General features: G+C 70.1%; 14 protein-coding genes. 4 read left to right on the top strand and 10 right to left on the bottom strand.

Annotation, left to right across the window (positions count from 1 at the left end; translation table 11 throughout):
• Positions 1 to 5: 5 nt before the first annotated feature.
• A complete protein-coding gene (locus A2790_RS16255) occupies positions 6 to 221 on the top strand; it encodes a sulfurtransferase TusA family protein (RefSeq protein ID WP_293393777.1) in 216 nt (71 codons plus the stop codon).
• On the opposite strand, the gene A2790_RS16260 is transcribed toward A2790_RS16255, so the two are convergent.
• The 3 genes from A2790_RS16260 to A2790_RS16270 form a co-directional block, all read right to left on the bottom strand.
• Complete coding sequence (locus tag A2790_RS16260; RefSeq protein ID WP_293393652.1) at positions 218 to 1,144, bottom strand: YihY/virulence factor BrkB family protein; 927 nt, start codon at positions 1,142 to 1,144, stop codon at positions 218 to 220. The genes A2790_RS16255 and A2790_RS16260 overlap by 4 nt on opposite strands.
• A 230-nt stretch (positions 1,145 to 1,374) precedes the next feature.
• Complete coding sequence (locus A2790_RS16265) at positions 1,375 to 2,505, bottom strand: CaiB/BaiF CoA-transferase family protein (protein WP_293393654.1); 1,131 nt, start codon at positions 2,503 to 2,505, stop codon at positions 1,375 to 1,377.
• A gap of 55 nt (positions 2,506 to 2,560) precedes the next feature.
• Positions 2,561 to 3,325: an SDR family NAD(P)-dependent oxidoreductase gene (locus A2790_RS16270; RefSeq protein WP_293393656.1), complete on the bottom strand. Its 765-nt coding sequence runs from the start codon at positions 3,323 to 3,325 to the stop codon at positions 2,561 to 2,563.
• A gap of 118 nt (positions 3,326 to 3,443) precedes the next feature.
• Here A2790_RS16270 and A2790_RS16275 point away from each other — a divergent pair, with 118 nt between their 5' ends.
• Positions 3,444 to 4,778 (top strand): diguanylate cyclase, encoded by a 1,335-nt coding sequence (locus A2790_RS16275; RefSeq protein WP_293393658.1) that lies wholly within the window; start codon positions 3,444 to 3,446, stop codon positions 4,776 to 4,778.
• 3 nt (positions 4,779 to 4,781) lie between these two features.
• Here A2790_RS16275 and A2790_RS16280 read toward each other — a convergent pair whose 3' ends face one another.
• From A2790_RS16280 to A2790_RS16290, 3 genes are read right to left on the bottom strand one after another with little or no spacing between them, the layout of a single operon-like run.
• Entirely contained in the window at positions 4,782 to 5,174 is a 393-nt protein-coding gene (locus tag A2790_RS16280; RefSeq protein ID WP_293393660.1) for a hypothetical protein, read from the bottom strand.
• 53 nt (positions 5,175 to 5,227) lie between these two features.
• A complete protein-coding gene (gene mfd, locus A2790_RS16285; protein ID WP_293393662.1) occupies positions 5,228 to 8,716 on the bottom strand; it encodes a transcription-repair coupling factor in 3,489 nt (1,162 codons plus the stop codon).
• On the bottom strand, positions 8,709 to 8,990 hold the full coding sequence (locus A2790_RS16290) for a succinate dehydrogenase assembly factor 2 (protein WP_293393664.1): 282 nt from the start codon (positions 8,988 to 8,990) through the stop codon (positions 8,709 to 8,711). The genes mfd and A2790_RS16290 overlap by 8 nt, the downstream gene beginning before the upstream one ends.
• Positions 8,991 to 9,049: 59 nt before the next feature.
• Between A2790_RS16290 and recG the strand changes: the two genes are divergently transcribed.
• Positions 9,050 to 11,125 (top strand): ATP-dependent DNA helicase RecG, encoded by a 2,076-nt coding sequence (recG, locus tag A2790_RS16295; protein WP_293393666.1) that lies wholly within the window; start codon positions 9,050 to 9,052, stop codon positions 11,123 to 11,125.
• Positions 11,126 to 11,189: 64 nt separating this feature from the next.
• Entirely contained in the window at positions 11,190 to 11,540 is a 351-nt protein-coding gene (locus A2790_RS16300) for a YciI family protein (RefSeq protein ID WP_293393668.1), read from the top strand.
• Here the strand turns inward: A2790_RS16300 and A2790_RS16305 are convergent.
• From A2790_RS16305 to rfaE2, 4 genes are read right to left on the bottom strand one after another with little or no spacing between them, the layout of a single operon-like run.
• A complete protein-coding gene (locus tag A2790_RS16305; protein WP_293393670.1) occupies positions 11,537 to 12,532 on the bottom strand; it encodes an NADP-dependent oxidoreductase in 996 nt (331 codons plus the stop codon). The two genes, A2790_RS16300 and A2790_RS16305, sit on opposite strands and share 4 nt — an antisense overlap.
• A gap of 32 nt (positions 12,533 to 12,564) precedes the next feature.
• Positions 12,565 to 13,659: a DUF3089 domain-containing protein gene (locus A2790_RS16310; RefSeq protein WP_293393672.1), complete on the bottom strand. Its 1,095-nt coding sequence runs from the start codon at positions 13,657 to 13,659 to the stop codon at positions 12,565 to 12,567.
• Position 13,660: 1 nt separating this feature from the next.
• On the bottom strand, positions 13,661 to 14,662 hold the full coding sequence (gene rfaD / locus A2790_RS16315) for an ADP-glyceromanno-heptose 6-epimerase (protein WP_293393674.1): 1,002 nt from the start codon (positions 14,660 to 14,662) through the stop codon (positions 13,661 to 13,663).
• The gene (gene rfaE2, locus A2790_RS16320) at positions 14,659 to 16,137 is read right to left on the bottom strand and encodes a D-glycero-beta-D-manno-heptose 1-phosphate adenylyltransferase (protein WP_293393676.1); all 1,479 of its coding nucleotides are present in this window, start codon (positions 16,135 to 16,137) and stop codon (positions 14,659 to 14,661) included. The genes rfaD and rfaE2 overlap by 4 nt, the downstream gene beginning before the upstream one ends.
• Between the last annotated feature and the right edge of the window lie 2 nt (positions 16,138 to 16,139).

Here is a 16,139-nt window from a genome sequence, read left to right on the forward strand (position 1 = left end):
ACGACATCCTCGTGGACGCGCGCGGGCACCGCTGCCCGGTGCCGACGCTGCGGCTGCGGCGCGCGCTGGAGGCGGCGCCGGCGGGTGCGCGGGTCAGGCTGCTGGCCGACGATCCCCTGGCCCGCATCGACGTGCCCCACTTCGCGGCCCAGATCGGGGCCCAGGTGCTGGAACAGACCGAGGCCGACGGAACGTTGAGCTTCCTGGTCGTGCGGGCCTAGCCCCGCAGATCGCCCATCTCGGACGCCAGGGGCACGCGCCGCCGATGCAGCGCAAGCTCCACCTCGGTCGCCAGGGCGCCGCCGAAGAAGACCGCGTTCACGTTCCACGAAAGCCAGATCAGGAAGATGACGACGGTGGCGACCGAGCCATAGGTCACGCCTAGGGCCGCGATGTCCTCGACGTAGAAGCCCAGCGCCCACGATGCGAAGATGCACAGCGCCGCCGCCGCCGCCCCGCCCAGCAGCGAGGCCCGCCAGTCCACCGGATCGCGGGACATGGCCCAGCGGTAGATCAGCGCCATGCCCAGCGTCATGCCGACGCTCGCCCAGGTCCACTCGCTGTAGAGCCAGAGCGCGCCGCGCAGCGGCCGCAGACCGAAGGTCTCGCCCACGATGCGGAAGGCGAAGAACACGGTCGACAGGATGCCCAATGCGCCCAGCGCCGCCATCAGCACCGCCAGCGCCAGCAGGTTGAAGCCCACGAAGCCGCGGGGCCGGTCTTCGTCGTGAATGAAGGAAAGCCCGGCCAGCAGGGCCTTGAAGCCGCGGTGCGAGGCGTAGCCGCCGATCAGCAGCGCCACCATGCTCTGGACCGAGACCGTCTCTGGCGGCGCGCGGGACAGGCGGACGAGCTCGCTCTGGAAAATCAGCCGGGCTGCGTCGGGCATCACCTTCGCCATGGCCTCGCCCTGCGCGGCCACCTGGGTCGGGTCCGAGAGCAGGCTGTAGAGCCCCATGACGATGGCCAGCGCCGGGAAGATGGCCAGCATGACGAAGAACGAGACCCCGCCATTGTAAAGCATGACGTCCCGGCCCCAGAGCCGGGTCAGCGCTTTCCCCAGCACCGTGAGCCCCAGCCGCAGGCCATGGACGGGATCCCAGTCCCGCTGGCGAACGCGGCGGATCAGCTCGAAGAAGGTCATGCGGCGGTGAAGGCTCGACTCAAGGTCCGGTAAGCCTTGGCCCAAATGATAACGGCGCGCCACCCGGGTTAGTAGGTGGCGCGCCGCCGATGGGCGTGTCTTTCCATCCGGGCCGGCCGCCGCTTCGAGGGACGGGAGAGCGCGACGTCCGATCCGGTGACCAATCTGGTCCTCGCCGGCTGAACCGCGGCTGAACGGCGCTTTCAGATAACGTGTTGCTGGACCGGCCCTTAGGCGAGCGCCCCTGCGCTCTGCAGCGCACTGATCTCGCCGTCCGAGAAGCCCCAGTCGGACAGTGCTTCGCGGTCGTGGGCGCCGATGGCCGGCGGCGGGCCCTGGATCTTGCCGGGCGTCGCCGAGAACCGGGGCGCGGGCGCCGGCTGGACGACACCATCCAGGTTCACGAAGGTTTCGCGCGCGGCGTTGTGAGGGTGCTTCGGCGCCTCGTCCAGGTCGAGCACCGGGGCGAAGCAGACGTCCGTACCGCCCATGATTTCGGTCCACTCGTCCCGGGTCTTCTGAGCGATCACATCGGCCAGCTTCTCGCGCAGGCCGGGCCACGCGCTGCGATCGTGCTGCTTCTGGAACTCCGGGTCGTCGATCCCGGTCTTCTCCAGCAGCAGGGCGTAGAACTGGGGCTCGATGGAGCCGATCGACACCCATTTGCCGTCCCGGCACTGGTAGGTGTCGTAGAAGTGGGCCCCACCATCCAGCATGTTGGAGCGGCGCTGCTCCTTCCACATGCCGGCGGCCTTGAAGCCGTAGAACATGGCCATCAGCGAGGCCGCGCCGTCACTCATGGCGCAGTCGATCACCTGCCCATTGCCGGTTTCCCGCGCCTGGATCACGCCGGCCAGCAGGCCGAAGGCCAGATAGAGCGCCCCGCCCCCGAAATCGCCGACCAGGTTGAGCGGCGGCACGGGCTTGTCGTCGGTGCCGATGGCGTGCAGGGCGCCGGTGATGGCGATGTAGTTCATGTCGTGGCCGGCGGCCTGGGCATAGGGGCCGGTCTGGCCCCATCCCGTCATCCGCCCGAACACCAGCTTCGGGTTGCGCTTCAGCGCCACCTCGGGACCCAGGCCCAGACGCTCCATCACGCCCGGCCGGAAGCCTTCGATGATCGCATCGGCGGCGTCCATCAGCTTCAGGCAGGCTTCGACCGCCTCCGGCTTCTTCAAGTCCAGCGCCACGGAGCGGCGGCCGCGCGAGGTGATGTCGGACGGAGCGCCCCGGCCCTGCCCCTTGCGGTCGATCCGCACGACGTCGGCGCCCAGATCGGACAACAGCATGCCGCAGAACGGGCCCGGGCCGATCCCTGCGAATTCGACGATCTTCAGGCCGGTAAGCGGACCCTGACGCATGCTGTCCTCCCAGTTTTCGTGCGATCTAACCCTCTTGCCCTTCGGTCAGCCAAGCCTAGCCGCCGCCGGGCAGCGACTGTCCGTCGTCCACGGTGATGAGCGTGCCGGTGATGGCGCTGGCCGCGGGGCCGGCCAGCAGCAGGAACGCCTCGTCCAGGTCGCTTGCGTCCATCAGCCGGCGGCGCGGGAAGCCCTTCAGCTGCTTCTGCCCGCCTTCGGTGGGCCACCAGGCGTCGTTGATGGCAGTCTCGATATAGCCAGGCGCCAGGGCGTTCACGGCGATCCCTCGGCGGGCCCATTCCCGGGCCAGGCTCTTGGTCAGCATGGCGACGGCGGCCTTGGAGCCGCAGTAGGCGGAGAGACCCGGCAGGACGGTGTGGCTGGCGATCGAGGCGATGTTGACGATTCGCCCCTCGACCTTGGCGGCGATCATGCGCCGGGCCGCCTCGCGGGCCGCGAAGAACGTCCCGCGGACGTTCACGGCGAAGGTCTGGTCGAAGTCCTCGACCGAGATGTCGAGCGCCAGCCCCTCTCCCCCGATGCCGGCGTTGTTGACCAGGATGTCGAGGCCGCCCAATTCGGCTTGAACGCGATCCAACGCCGGGCCGATGGCCTCGGCGTCACCCACGTCCAGGGAAAGCGCCAGGGCCTTGCCGCCGCCCGCGTTGATCTCGTCGGCGATGGCCTGGATCTTGTCCACGCGCCGCGCCGTCACCGCCACGGCCGCGCCGTTCGCCGCCAGCAGCCTCGCGAAATGGGCGCCCAAGCCCCCGCTCGCGCCGGTGACCACGGCCACCTTCCCCGTCAGTTCGACCCCCACGACTTAGCCTCCTGCGACAATGAAACTCTTCTGCAACCCGCGGGCGGGTATGGGACAACTCTTCCGGCCCTGCGCGATTCCGTGCTTAGGACAGATCAGGGCGCGATTGGATGGGGATATGGCCGCAGCGGTTCAGGCGCGAGTGTTGATCGTCGCTCGCGACGATTCCACGGCCGGCCCGCTGGCCGAGGGGCTGGACAAGCTCGGCTGGCGCACGGTCACCGCCCGCAGCGAGGCTGGCGCGGCCGCCGCGCTCTCCGACCTCCAGATCCAGGCCGCGATCATCGATCTTGCGGAAATGGACCACGCCGCGGCCGAGGGCCTGGCGGACCGCCTCCGGGCCGCCTGTGCGCCGCGTCGCTTGCCGATCATGGCCATGGGCGCGCCGGACCCGTTCCAGAAGGATCATGGCTACGACCTGACCCTGGCCGCGCCTCTGCACCCCGCCCAGGCCGCCATGCGCCTGGAAAGCCTGGTGCGGACGGCCGTGGCGGAGGAAGAGTTCGAGGTCCGGGTCGAGACCTTTTCTGAGCGCGGTCACGTGCTGGACGCCCCCGAGGTGGACCCAACCCCCTTCCGCGTCCTGGCCATCGGCGAGCCCGCGCCGCAGTTCCTGGCGCTCTCCAACGCCCTGCAGCGAAACGGCGCTGAGGTCGTCGGCGCTTTCACGGCCTTCACCGCCTTCGACTATCTGCACGAGCGGCCGTTCGATGCGGTCGTCCTGTGGGCCGGGGACAACCCGCACGAGGCGCTGTCGATCGCGGCCGGACTGCGGCGGAACACGCGCCTCTATCACACGCCTGCCTTGCTCTACATGCGCGCCGAATCGCCGATCACCGCGGCGGAGGCCTATCATCGCGGCATTTCCGACGTCGCCTCGCCCGAGACGCCCGAGACTGAAACCGCCCTTCGGGTCGTCGAGCTCGCCCGGGCCTTCCGACGGCAGAAGTCGGTGCGAGCAGCGCTGGAAAGGGCCCGGGGCTCGGGCCTGATGGACGCCGCCACCGGCCTCTTCACCCGCGACCTGTTCGCCGGCCATCTGATGCGTCTGGCCCGCAGCGCCCGCGAACGGAACCGCCCCTTGAGCATCTGCATGCTGAAGGTGGCCGAGAAGCCCGATCTGAAGGCGCCCCGCACCGGCGGCTGGGTCGCCCGGGCGGTCCCCCAGATCGGCTCGATGATCGGCCGCCTGGTCCGTGTGGAAGACACCGCCGCGCGTCTCGCGCCCGAGGTGTTCGCCCTTGCCCTGCCCGCCACCGGACTGCACGCCGCCCGCGCGGCCGGCGAGCGGATCGCAGCGGTGATTGGCTGCACGGCGTTCGAGGCCGGCCAAGGCGCCACGCCCTTTGTCGTCGAGTTCGATCTTGGCGTGGCCGAGGTCGCCTCGCCGGACAGCGTCGGCTACGCCCTCGAGCAGGCCGCCGCCATGGCCCAGAGCCTCAAGGCCGGCTGAGCCCTACTTCTTGGCCGGCGGCGCGCCCTTCGCGGGGGGCGCGAACTGCTTTTGCAGGCGCTGGTTGATGGCCTGCAGTTCGCCTGTCCGCTGGTTCAACTCGGCGCCGCAGCGGGAGAGCTCGGCCTGCACGGCGGCCGGGGCGTTCATCTTCCGCCCCTCGGCCAGCATGGAAGCCTCAAGGCGCGCCACGGGCCCACGGGCCGAGAGCCGGCCGAGGTAGTAGTAGACACCCCGCGCCGCGGCGTCCCGCTGTTTCGGGTCGTTGCCCACCGCCTGCAGCACCATCAGGCAGCGCACATCGGCTGCGTCGGAGGCCGGGGCCTGCGCGAACGCCGTAGGCGCGAGGCCCGCCAGCATGGCGCCAGCGGCGAGAGCGAGTGCAAAGGGGCGCATCGGCATGTCTCCTCGGATCGGCCGCACCCCGCGCCCGAGCCGTTCCAAATTCGCTAAGCCTCGCGGGCGAGCTTCGCCAGTTCGGCCAGAACCTTCTCGGCGGCGTCGAGACGCTGCTTCGGCGTCTCCCACTCGCCCTTCACGACGACCTTGTTGTCCGGTCGAACCTTCCACGCGATGGCGTTCTTCGCCACGAACTGGATCAGGCCCATCGGGTTCCTGAAATCGTCGTTGCGGAAGGTGACCACGGCGCCCTTCGGCCCTACGTCGATCTTGGCGACGTTGGCCTCGCGGCACAGGCCCTTGATCGCGACCACCTTCAGAAGCTGGTCGGCCTCGGGCGGCAGTGGGCCGAATCGGTCGATCAGCTCGGCCGCCAGGGCTTCGCGGTCCTGCGCCTTCTCCGCGTCCGAGATCCGGCGGTACAGCGCCAGCCGGACGTTCAGGTCGGGCACGTATTCGTCGGGGATCAGGACGGCGGCGCCCGTGTTGATCTGCGGCGACCAGCCCCGGTCGGCCACTTCCTCCGCGCCCGCGCGGGCGCGGAGCTCGGCCACCGCATCCTCCAGCATCTGCTGGTAGAGCTCGACCCCGATTTCCTTGATGTGGCCGGACTGCTCGTCGCCCAGCAGGTTGCCGCCGCCGCGGATGTCCAGGTCGTGGCTGGCGAGCTGGAAGCCGGCGCCCAGGCTGTCCAGGGACTGCAGCACCTTCAGCCGCTTCTCCGCCGACAGGGTGATCTGCTTCTCGGCCGGCGTGGTCAGATAGGCGTAGGCCCGGGCCTTGGACCGCCCCACCCGGCCCCGCAGCTGGTACATCTGGGCCAAGCCGAACATGTCGGCGCGGTGGATGATCATGGTGTTGGCGGTCGGGATATCCAGGCCGCTCTCCACGATGGTGGTCGACAGCAGCACGTCGTACTGGCCGTCGTAGAAGGCGGTCATCACCTCCTCGAGCTGGGTCGGCGCCATCTGGCCGTGGCCCACCACGAACTTGATCTCCGGCACCTGCTCGCGCAGGAACCGCTCCAGCTGCGGCAGGTCCGAGATGCGCGGGGCGACGAAATAGGCCTGGCCGCCGCGGTACTTCTCGCGCAGCAGGCTTTCGCGGATGACCACCGGGTCCCATGGCGTGATGTAGGTGCGCACGGCCAGGCGGTCGACCGGCGGCGTCGCGATGATCGACATTTCCCGTATGCCGCTCAGCGACATCTGCAGGGTCCGCGGAATCGGCGTGGCGGTCAGGGTCAGCATATGCACGTCGGCGCGAAGCTCCTTGAGCTTCTCCTTGTGCTTCACCCCGAAGTGCTGCTCCTCGTCGACGACCACCAGACCCAGGTTCTTGAAGCTGACCTGCTTGGACAACACGGCGTGGGTGCCCACCACGATCTCGATCTCGCCGCTGCCCAGGCCGTCGCGCGTCTCAGACGCTTCCTTGGCCGGGACCAGGCGCGAGAGGCGCCGCACCCGCACCGGCCAGCCCTCGAAGCGCTCGGAGAAAGTCTTGAAGTGCTGGCGGGCCAGGAGCGTCGTGGGCGCAACGACCGCCACCTGTTGGCCGCTCATGGCCGCCACGAAGGCGGCGCGCAGGGCCACTTCGGTCTTGCCGAAGCCCACGTCGCCGCAGATGAGCCTGTCCATCGGCCGGCCGGCGCCCAGGTCTTCCAGCACGTCGCCGATGGCGCCCAGCTGGTCGTCGGTCTCCTCGTAGGGAAACCGGGCGCAGAACTCGTCAAACAGGCCCTGCGGCGGCTCCATGGCGTCGGTCTGTTTGGTGGCCCGCTCGGCGGCGATGCGGATCAGGCCGTCGGCCATCTCTCGCAGGCGTTCCTTGGCCTTGGCCTTGCGCGCCTGCCACGCCGCCCCGCCCAGACGGTCGAGTTGCACGCCCTCGCTGTCGGCGCCGTAGCGGGTGAGCAGGTCGATGTTCTCGACCGGCAGGTACAGCTTGGCCTCGCCGCCGTACTGCAGCTCGAGCGTGTCGTGCGGCGCGCCCTGGACGTCGAGGGTCTTCAGGCCCTCGTAGCGGGCGATACCGTGGTCGATGTGGACGACGAGGTCGCCGGGCGTCAGCGCTGAAGCCTCGGCGAGGAAGTTCGCGGCGCGGCGGCGCTTGCGGGGCCGGGCCAGCCGGTCGCCCAGGATGTCTGTCTCGGAGATGACCGCCAGGCTGTCGGTCTCGAAGCCCGCATCCAGGGGCAGCACCACCCGCTGCGGCCTCTTCGGATCGGCGGCCTTCGCCGCGTCCCAATAGGGCGCGAGCGGCAGGCTCTTCAGGCCGTGGTCGGCCAGCATGTGCATCAGCCGGTCGGATGAGCCGTCCGACCAGGACGCGAACAACACCCGCTTGCCGCCGGCGCTCAGCTTGTTGGCATGGTCGACCGTCGCCTCGAAGAGGTTGACGCTGTCCAGCTTGCGCTCGGCCGAGAAGTTGCGCCCGGCCCGCGCGCCCATGTCGATGACCGCCTCGCCCTCGGCCTCGTTGAAGGCCGAAAAGCGGCGGTTCGGCCGCACCTTGAGCTGCTCGTCCCACTCGGCCTCGTCCAGGTAGAGACGGGTGGGCTCCAGCGGATGGTAGTGGCTCTTGCGCTCGGTGGACGTGCGCGCGTCGTAGGCGTCGCGCACCATGGCCAGCCGCTGGTCCCGGCTGTCCTTCGCCAGGTGGTCCAGGGCCACCGCCGTGTCAGCGGGCAGGTAGTCGAACAGGGTCGCCAGGGTCGGATAGAACAGCGGCAGATAGTGCTCCATCCCCGCGCGCCGACCACCTTCCGAGATCGTGGCGTACAGCGGGTCGTCGCCCGGCGCGCCGAAGGTCTCCAGATAGCCCGTGCGGAAACGGCTGACCGCGTCCTTGTCGAGCAGGGCCTCGCTAACCGGCAGGAGCGAGACGTCCTTCAGCTGCTTGGTGGACCGCTGGGTCTCGGGGTCGAAGGCCCGGATGCTCTCCAGGGTGTCGCCGAACAGGTCCAGGCGCACCGGCTCCTCGGCGCTGGACGGATAGACGTCGATCACCCCGCCGCGGATGGCGAACTCGCCCTTCTCCGAGACCGTCGATGCGCGGCTGTAGCCGTTGACCGCGAAGTAGGCCTCCAGGTCCGCGATCTCGACCACATTGCCGACCCGGGCGGAATAGCTGGCGCGCTTCACCGAGGAGATGGGAGGCACGCGCTGCAGCAGCGCCGGCACGGTGGTCACCAGCAGGCGGGGCTTGGCGTCCAGCCCCTCGGCCAGGCGCGACAGCGTCGCCATCCGCTGGGCCGCCACCCCGGCCGACGGGCCGACCCGGTCGTAGGGCAGGCAGTCCCAGGCGGGGAAGGTGAGCACCTCGACGCCCTGCGCGAAGAAGGCGAAGGCGTCCACGAAGGCCGAAAGGCGCGCGGCGTCACGGGCCACGAAGACCGACAGGCTCTTCCGCGCCTTGGCCATGTCGGCCATGACCAGGGCGTCGAAGCCCTCGGGCGCGCCGACGAGGTCGAGGCGCCCGGGATCGTCGGCCACCCGGCGCAGCTGGGCCGGACCGATGGGGCGGGCGTCGTCAGCCATTGCCGATCGCCTTGTGAGCTTCGTCGCGGAAGGCTTTGAGCTTGTTCATCAACGGGCCGTCGAATTCGGCCGGCGTCGGTTCGCGCTCCAGGATCCAGCCATAGAGATCCTGGTCCGGCGCCTCGAGCAGGGCCTCGAACCAGTCGAGCTCGGCTTCGTCGAACGTCGAGACGTGCTGGTCCGCGAACGGCCCCAGGATGAGGTCCGCTTCCTTGAAGCCCCGCCGCCAGGCGCGCAGCTTCAGTTTCTTGAGACGTGCATCATCCGTGTTCATCGAGAGGGGCCGGATATAGAGCGGCGCGGCCCTGCGCGCCAGTCGGGTATGCTGCAAGCATGCGGCCGGAGATTCTGTTCCCGCTCTTTGCATCGATCACGTCGCTGAAAGGCGTCGGCCCCCGCGTGGCTCCCCTGCTGGAGCGCGTGGCGGGTCCGCTCGTGCGCGACGTGCTGTGGCTGCAGCCGCATTCCATCATCCGTCGCACGCCGGCAGCCGTCGCGGACGCCGTCGACGGCCAGGTCATGACCTTCGACGTGGTGATCAACGACTACCAGCGCCCGCGGGTGAAGACCCACCCTTGGCGGGTGCGGGTTGCGGACGCCACGGGAATGCTGACCCTCGTGTTCTTCGGCCGGTTCGGCGACGACCTGGAAAAGCGCCACCCTGTCGGCGCGCGCCGCATCGTCTCGGGAAAGGTCGAGGAGACGCAGTACGGCCGCCAAATGGTCCATCCGGACTACATGGCCGACCCCGAGCGGCCGGTCGATATCCCCGAGATCGAACCCGTCTATCCCGCGACCGACGGCCTGCCGCCGCGCCGCGTGCGGCAGTTCGTGCTGGACGCCCTGGAGAAGGCGCCCGAGCTGCCGGAGTGGCAGGATCCCGCCTGGCTGGCGCGCGAGAAGCTGCCGGCCTGGCGCGAGGCCCTGGTCCGGCTGCACGGACCCACGGGCGAAGCCGACCTCTCCCCCCTCAACCGCCACCGCCGCCGGCTGGCCTATGACGAGCTCCTGGCCCACCAGCTCGCCATGGCCCAGCGGAAGGCCGCCCGCCGGCGCGAACCCGCTGCGAAGATCCCTGCGGGGCCGCTGTCGGACCGGCTGAGGGCCGACCTGCCCTTCGCCTTCACCGGCGCCCAGGAGCGCGCCCTGGCCGACATCCGCGGCGACTTCCAGGCGGGGGAGCGGATGAGCCGGCTGGTCCAGGGCGACGTGGGCTCGGGCAAGACTGTGGTCGCGATGTGCGCCATGGCCGACGTCGCCGACGCCTGCGGCCAGTCGGCCCTGATGGCGCCGACCGAGATCCTGGCCCGCCAGCATTACGAGACCATCTCGGGCCCCCTCGCTGCCCATGGCGTCGGCGTTGTCCTGCTGACCGGGCGCGACAAGGGCGCCCCGCGGGCCGAAAAGCTGCGGGCCATCACCTCCGGCGCCGCCCAGGTCGCGGTGGGCACCCACGCCCTCTTCCAGGACGAGGTTGCGTTCCACCGGCTCCAACTAGTGGTCATCGACGAACAGCATCGCTTCGGCGTCGCCGAACGCCAACGGCTGCAGGCAAAGGGCCAGGCCGTCCACCTGATCGCCATGTCAGCCACGCCCATCCCGCGGACGCTTGAGCTGACGATGTACGGCGACCTCGACGTCAGCCGCATCGACGAGAAACCGCCGGGCCGCACGCCCGTCGCCACGCGCGCCGTGCCGATGCCGCGCCTGGACGAGATCGTCGGCCGACTGAAGGAGGCGGTGGCCGGCGGGGCGCAGGCGTTTTGGATCTGCCCCCTGGTCTCGGAATCCGAGGTCAGCGACCTGGCCGCCGCCGAGATGCGCGCCATCGCCCTGCGCAACGCCATCGGCCCGGGCGTGGGCCTGGTCCACGGCAAGCTCTCTGGCGCGGAGAAGGACGCCGTCATGGCGGACTTCGCGGACAACCGCCTCTCCGTCCTGGTCGCGACGACGGTCGTGGAGGTCGGCGTCAACGTGCCCAACGCCACCATCATGGTCATCGAGCAGGCCGAGCGCTTCGGCCTGGCCCAGTTGCACCAGCTTCGTGGGCGGGTCGGTCGCGGAGCCCGGGAGAGCGCCTGCGTTCTCCTGTACGATCCGCCCCTCAGCGAAACGGCCCAGCAGCGGCTCGACATCCTGCGGCGCACCGACGACGGCTTCGTGATCGCCGAGAAGGACCTGGAGCTGCGTGGCGGCGGCGACGCGCTGGGCCTGCGCCAGTCGGGACTGCCTGACTACGTCTTTGCCGACCCCTTCGCGCACCGGGACCTCATCGCCGTGGCGGGGGACGATGCGCGGCTGATCGTGAACCGCGATCCCGACCTCACGTCCGAGCGCGGCAAGGCGCTGCAGGTGCTGTCCGAACTGTTCGACTGGAAGGCGGGTCTCGCCCTCCGCGACGCCGGCTGACGAAAATGTCGGATCCGGCCCGCGCCGTTCGACCTTGGGCGGAAGCTGCCGAAAGGAACCCGCCATGAAGTACATCTGCCTGGTCTACGCCGAGCCCGACGCGCTCTCGGGCCTGAGCCCCGAGGAGAAGACGGCCCTCGACCGCGACTCCCTCGCCTACGACGAAAAGCTGACCCGGGACGGCCACTTCCTGGCCGCCTCCGCGCTGCAGAGCGTCAAGACAGCCCGGACCGTGCGGGTGCGGCGCGGCAAGCGCCTGGTCACCGACGGCCCGTTCGCCGAAACGAAGGAAGTTCTCTGCGGCTTCATCTTCATCGAGGCCGGCGACGCCGACGAAGCCCTGCGGATCGCCGAAGGGATCCCGATGGCCCGCTATGGGACCATCGAGGTGCGGCCGGAACTGGACATCGGCTAGACCCGCACCATCCGCTTGCCGCGGTTCTCGCCGGCCAGCAGGCCGATCAGGGCCTTGGGCAGGTTCTCCAGCCCGTCGATCACGTCCTCCTGCACCTTAAGCTGGCCGGACGCGACCCAGGACTGGAGGTCGGCCAGGGCCCGGTCGTTCTGGTCGGCGAAATCCATGACCACGAACCCCCGCAGGGTCAGGCGCTTGGTGACGATCAGGCCCGGCACCCCGCGCGGCCCGTGCGGCGGGGCCGCGCCGTCGTACTGCGACACCGCCCCGCAGCAGGCGATACGGCCGTGGTTGCGCATGGCGAACAGGCAGGCCTCGAAGATGTCGCCGCCGGTGTTGTCGAAATAGACGTCGATGCCGTCAGGGACCGCGGCCCGGAGCTGGCGCTTGAACTCCGGCGACTTGTAATCGACCGCGGCATCGAACCCCAGCTCGTCCACCAGCCATTGGCCCTTCTCGGCCCCGCCGGCGACGCCCACCACCCGGCAACCCTTGATCCGGGCGATCTGCCCCACGATCGAGCCCACGGACCCCGCGGCGGCCGAGACGACGACGGTCTCGCCGGCCTTTGGCTGTCCGCATTCCAGCAGGCCGAAGTAGGCGGTCAGGCCCGCGACGCCATAGACGCTCAACAGGTGAGTCTCCGGCTTCAGGTCTGGCAGAGCCTTGAGGTGCGTCCCCGGCAGCGCCGCATATTCCTGCCAGCCCGTATCGGCGAAGACCAGGTCGCCGGGCTTGAGGTGCGGGACGCGGCTTTCCACCACCTCGGCCAGCCCGCCGCCGGCCATCACCTGTCCGGGCGCCAGGGCGGCGCGATAGGTGGCGCCCTGCATCCAGGCCCGGTTGGCGGCGTCCAGCGAGATGTAGCGGGTCTTCAGCAGCACCTCGCCCTCGCCCGCCGTTGGCCGCTCGCCGGCGCTTAAGGCGAAGTGCTCGGGCGCCAGCCTGTCACTCTGCGGCAGCCGGTCCAGCACGATCTGGCGATTGGTCATGGCGTCCTCCCTGTTCGTTGGGGAGACCTTAGTCACCGCGCGAGCCACCCCGCCAGCCGCTGTTTCGCGTCGGCCTCCAGGTCGGCGTAGAAGAGGTTGAAGCCGGGGGCCTTGCGCCGGTCCGCCCAGTCGCCGCGCTGCTTCAGCGACGAGGATTTCGGGTGGCTCACCACCAGGACGCCCCGCTCGCATCGGGCCGACACCTGCCGGGCCATGAAGGCCGGCCTCGCGCCCCATTCGAGGCCCGTCGCGTTCGCCGCCCCCAGGTGCAGCCGGGCCGGCGCTGGCTGGTCCGCGACTGCGCCCAGGAGGGGGTTGAAGCAGAGCGCCGGGCGGGGCGTCAGGTTTTCGAGCTCCCCCTGCGCGTTCCAGACCAAGGCGCGGTCCAGCAGCCGCTGGGCGGCGTCGAAATCGCCCTCGTAGACCCGCGCCCAGGCGGCCACGCAGCCGGCCTGCCCCTTCTGCACACAGGGCGCGATGGGCGGGGCGTCGGCCGGGACGACGGTGTCGATCAGATAGGCCGCCACCAGCCGGCTCTGCAGCACCGGATCGCGCGCCACCTCGTCACGCAGCAGGCGGCTCGCCAGAGTGCCGCCCTGCTCCACCCCGACGATGATGAAGGGGCGCCCCCCATTGTCCTGGTCGATGTACCAGCGGAAGGCGTCGCGGACGTCGCCATAGGCGAACTGGCGGGCCTCCCGGGCGTCCTCGCGCAGGGTGGTGAGGCTGTAGAGGCTGGCCTGGCGGTAGCGCGGGGCGAAGACGCGGCCGACGCTGACGAACGGACCAACGTAGTTCGGCGCCATCACGGTCTCGAACTGGCGGTTGGCCTTGCGCGCGTTCAGCCGGGCGTTCCAGTTGCGGCCGCCGTCATAGGTGGTCGGCGCCACGAAGAAGACGTCCGCCTCCAGGTCGTTGCCGGCCTTGGGCCGCAGGTACCAGGACTCCGATGTCGAATAGTCCGGCCCCGGCGGCGGCCGATAGGTCTGGAACGGCACCTTCGGGTCCAGCGCCGTGGAGACCAGGTCGCCCCAGAACGCCAGCATGCCGATGGACAGCACGAGGGCCGCGGCCAGCAGGGTCGCCAGCCACCAGCGCGTGCGCTTCCGGACCGGCGGTTCCGACATGCTAGCGGTAGGGGTCCGGCTGGCTGAGGTAGCGGCCGACGTACTCGCCGATCCCCTCCTCCAGCGTTGTCAGCGGCTGGACGTACCCGGCCTCGGCCAGGCGCTCCATCTTCGCTTCGGTAAAGTACTGGTACTTGTCCCGGATCGCCGGCGGCATCGGCGTGTATTCGATCTGGGCGTTCTTGCCCGCGGCGGCGAAGACCTGGCGCGCCATGTCCTCGAACGTCCGCGCCTGGCCGGAGCCGAGGTTGTAGATCCCGTTCACCTGCGGATTGTCGAGCAGCCAGCGGGTCACGTCGGCGGCGTCGCGCACATAGACGAAGTCCCGCTTCTGGCCGCCGTCCGGAACGTCCTGGCGGTAGCTCTTGAACAGCTGCACCGCATGACCCTCGCGGACCTTGGGCCAGATCTGCGAGGCGACCGACTTCATCGAGTGCTTATGTTCTTCGTTCGGCCCGTAGACGTTGAAGAACTTCAGCCCCACCCACTGCGGCGGCGCGTAGTCGCGGTCCGCCTGGCGCACGGCGAACAGGTCGAACAGCGCCTTGGACCAGCCGTAGGTATTGAGCGGCCGCAGGGCCGCCAGGGCCTCGTAGGCGTTGTCGTCGACGAAGCCGGCCTCGCCCGCGCCATAGGTGGCCGCCGACGAGGCGTAGATCAGCCGCCGCTGCCGGTCCGCGCACCAGCGGAACAGGTCCCGGCTGAGGGTGAAGTTCGAATGGATGATCTTGTCGGCGTCGGGCTCCGTCGTCGACGACACCGCCGCCATGTGGACCACCAGTTCGACGTCGCGCCAGCGCTTCTCCAGCCAGTCGAACATCTGCTCCGGCGCCACGAAGTCGCCGATGGGGGTCTTGGCGATATTGCGCCATTTGCCCAGTTCGGCCTCGTGCAGGCGGTCGCAGACGACCACGTCCAGACTGCGGTCCTCGGCCAGCTTTGCCGCGATGTTCGAGCCGATGAATCCGGCCCCGCCGGTGACGAAGACGATGCGTCGGGTCATCCGTTGGCTTCCTTCCTCGCGATGCGGGCAATGGCGGCCGAGGTGGAATAGCCGTCGACGATCTCGGCCAGCTTCACCTCCCCGCCCCAGGACTTCACCAGGTCGCCGCCCACCACCTCGTCCTCGGTATAGTCCGCGCCCTTGATCAGGACGTCGGGCCGGGCGGCCTCGATCAGGCGCAGCGGGGTCGGCTCCTCGAAGGGCGCCACGAGGTCGACGCTGCGCAGGCTCGCCAGCACCAGGGCGCGGCTCTCCAGATCGTTGACCGGGCGCCCCTCCCCCTTCAGCTCCCGGACCGAGGCGTCGGAGTTCACGCCCACGATCAGGCGGTCGCACCAGGTGCGGGCCTGGGCCAGATAGGCCACGTGGCCCTTGTGCAGGATGTCGAAGCAGCCGTTGGTGAAGCCCACCTTCAGCCCCTGGGCCCGCCAGCGCGCAACCTCCTCGCCAAGGCGCTGGATGGTCGCGACCTTCCCCTCGACCACGGCGGTGTGGGCCGACAGCACCGCCTCGACCAGCTCGTCCGGGCTGACGGTGGCCGTGCCGGCCTTGCCCACGGCCACGCCGGAGGCGAGCTGAGCGAAACCGATCGCGGTGTCCAGATCCGCGCCCGCGGCGATGGCCAGGCCCAGGGCCGCCAGGGCGGTGTCGCCGGCGCCGGAGGCGTCGAACACCTCGCGCGCCACGGTCCGGAAGTGGCGCACCGGCTGACCACGCAGCCCCAGCGACACGCCCTTGGCCGCCCGGGTGACCAGCACGCCCTTGGTCGACCACAGCTCCAGCGCCCGCGCGATGGCCGCCTCCAGCTCGGCGTCGGTCTCCGTCGGCATGTCGGTGGCGTAGGCCAGTTCCGAGGCGTTCGGCTTCACCAGGTCGATGTCGCCGTAGCGGGCGAACGAACGGGCCTTGGAATCCACGATGACCTTGGCCCCCGTCTCGGCGGCCACCTCGTGCGCCGCGGCGATCACCGCGTCGGTGACCACGCCCTTGCCGTAGTCCGAGATCAGCACAACGCCCGCGCCGCGCGCTGCGTCGCGGATCGTGCGGATCAGGCGCTGTTCGACCTCGCCGGTCACCGGCCGGCTCTCTTCGAGGTCGACGCGGAGCAGCTGCTGGCCGCCCGAGATGAAACGGGTCTTCAGGGTCGTCGGGCGGTCGGCGTCGGTGACCAGGTAGCCCTCGATCGCCGGCTCCTCTTCGCCGACCAGGCGGGAGGCGTCGTGCCCCTCGGCGTCGCCGCCGACCAGGCCGACCAGGGCGACCGAGCCGCCCAGGGCGGCGATGTTGCGCGCCACATTGCCGGCCCCGCCCAGCATCTTCAGCTCGTGCGATCGCGCCAGGACCGGAATGGGCGCCTCGGGCGACACCCGGCTGACCCCGCCGTAGACGAAGCGGTCCACCATCAGGTCGCCCACGCAGGCGACGCGCTTGCCGGGAAGCTCTCCGAGCAGGTGCTGCAGGGCGGCCAGATCCATGG

Source organism: Phenylobacterium sp. RIFCSPHIGHO2_01_FULL_69_31, assembly GCF_001824475.1.
In the GTDB taxonomy this organism is placed as follows: domain Bacteria; phylum Pseudomonadota; class Alphaproteobacteria; order Caulobacterales; family Caulobacteraceae; genus Phenylobacterium.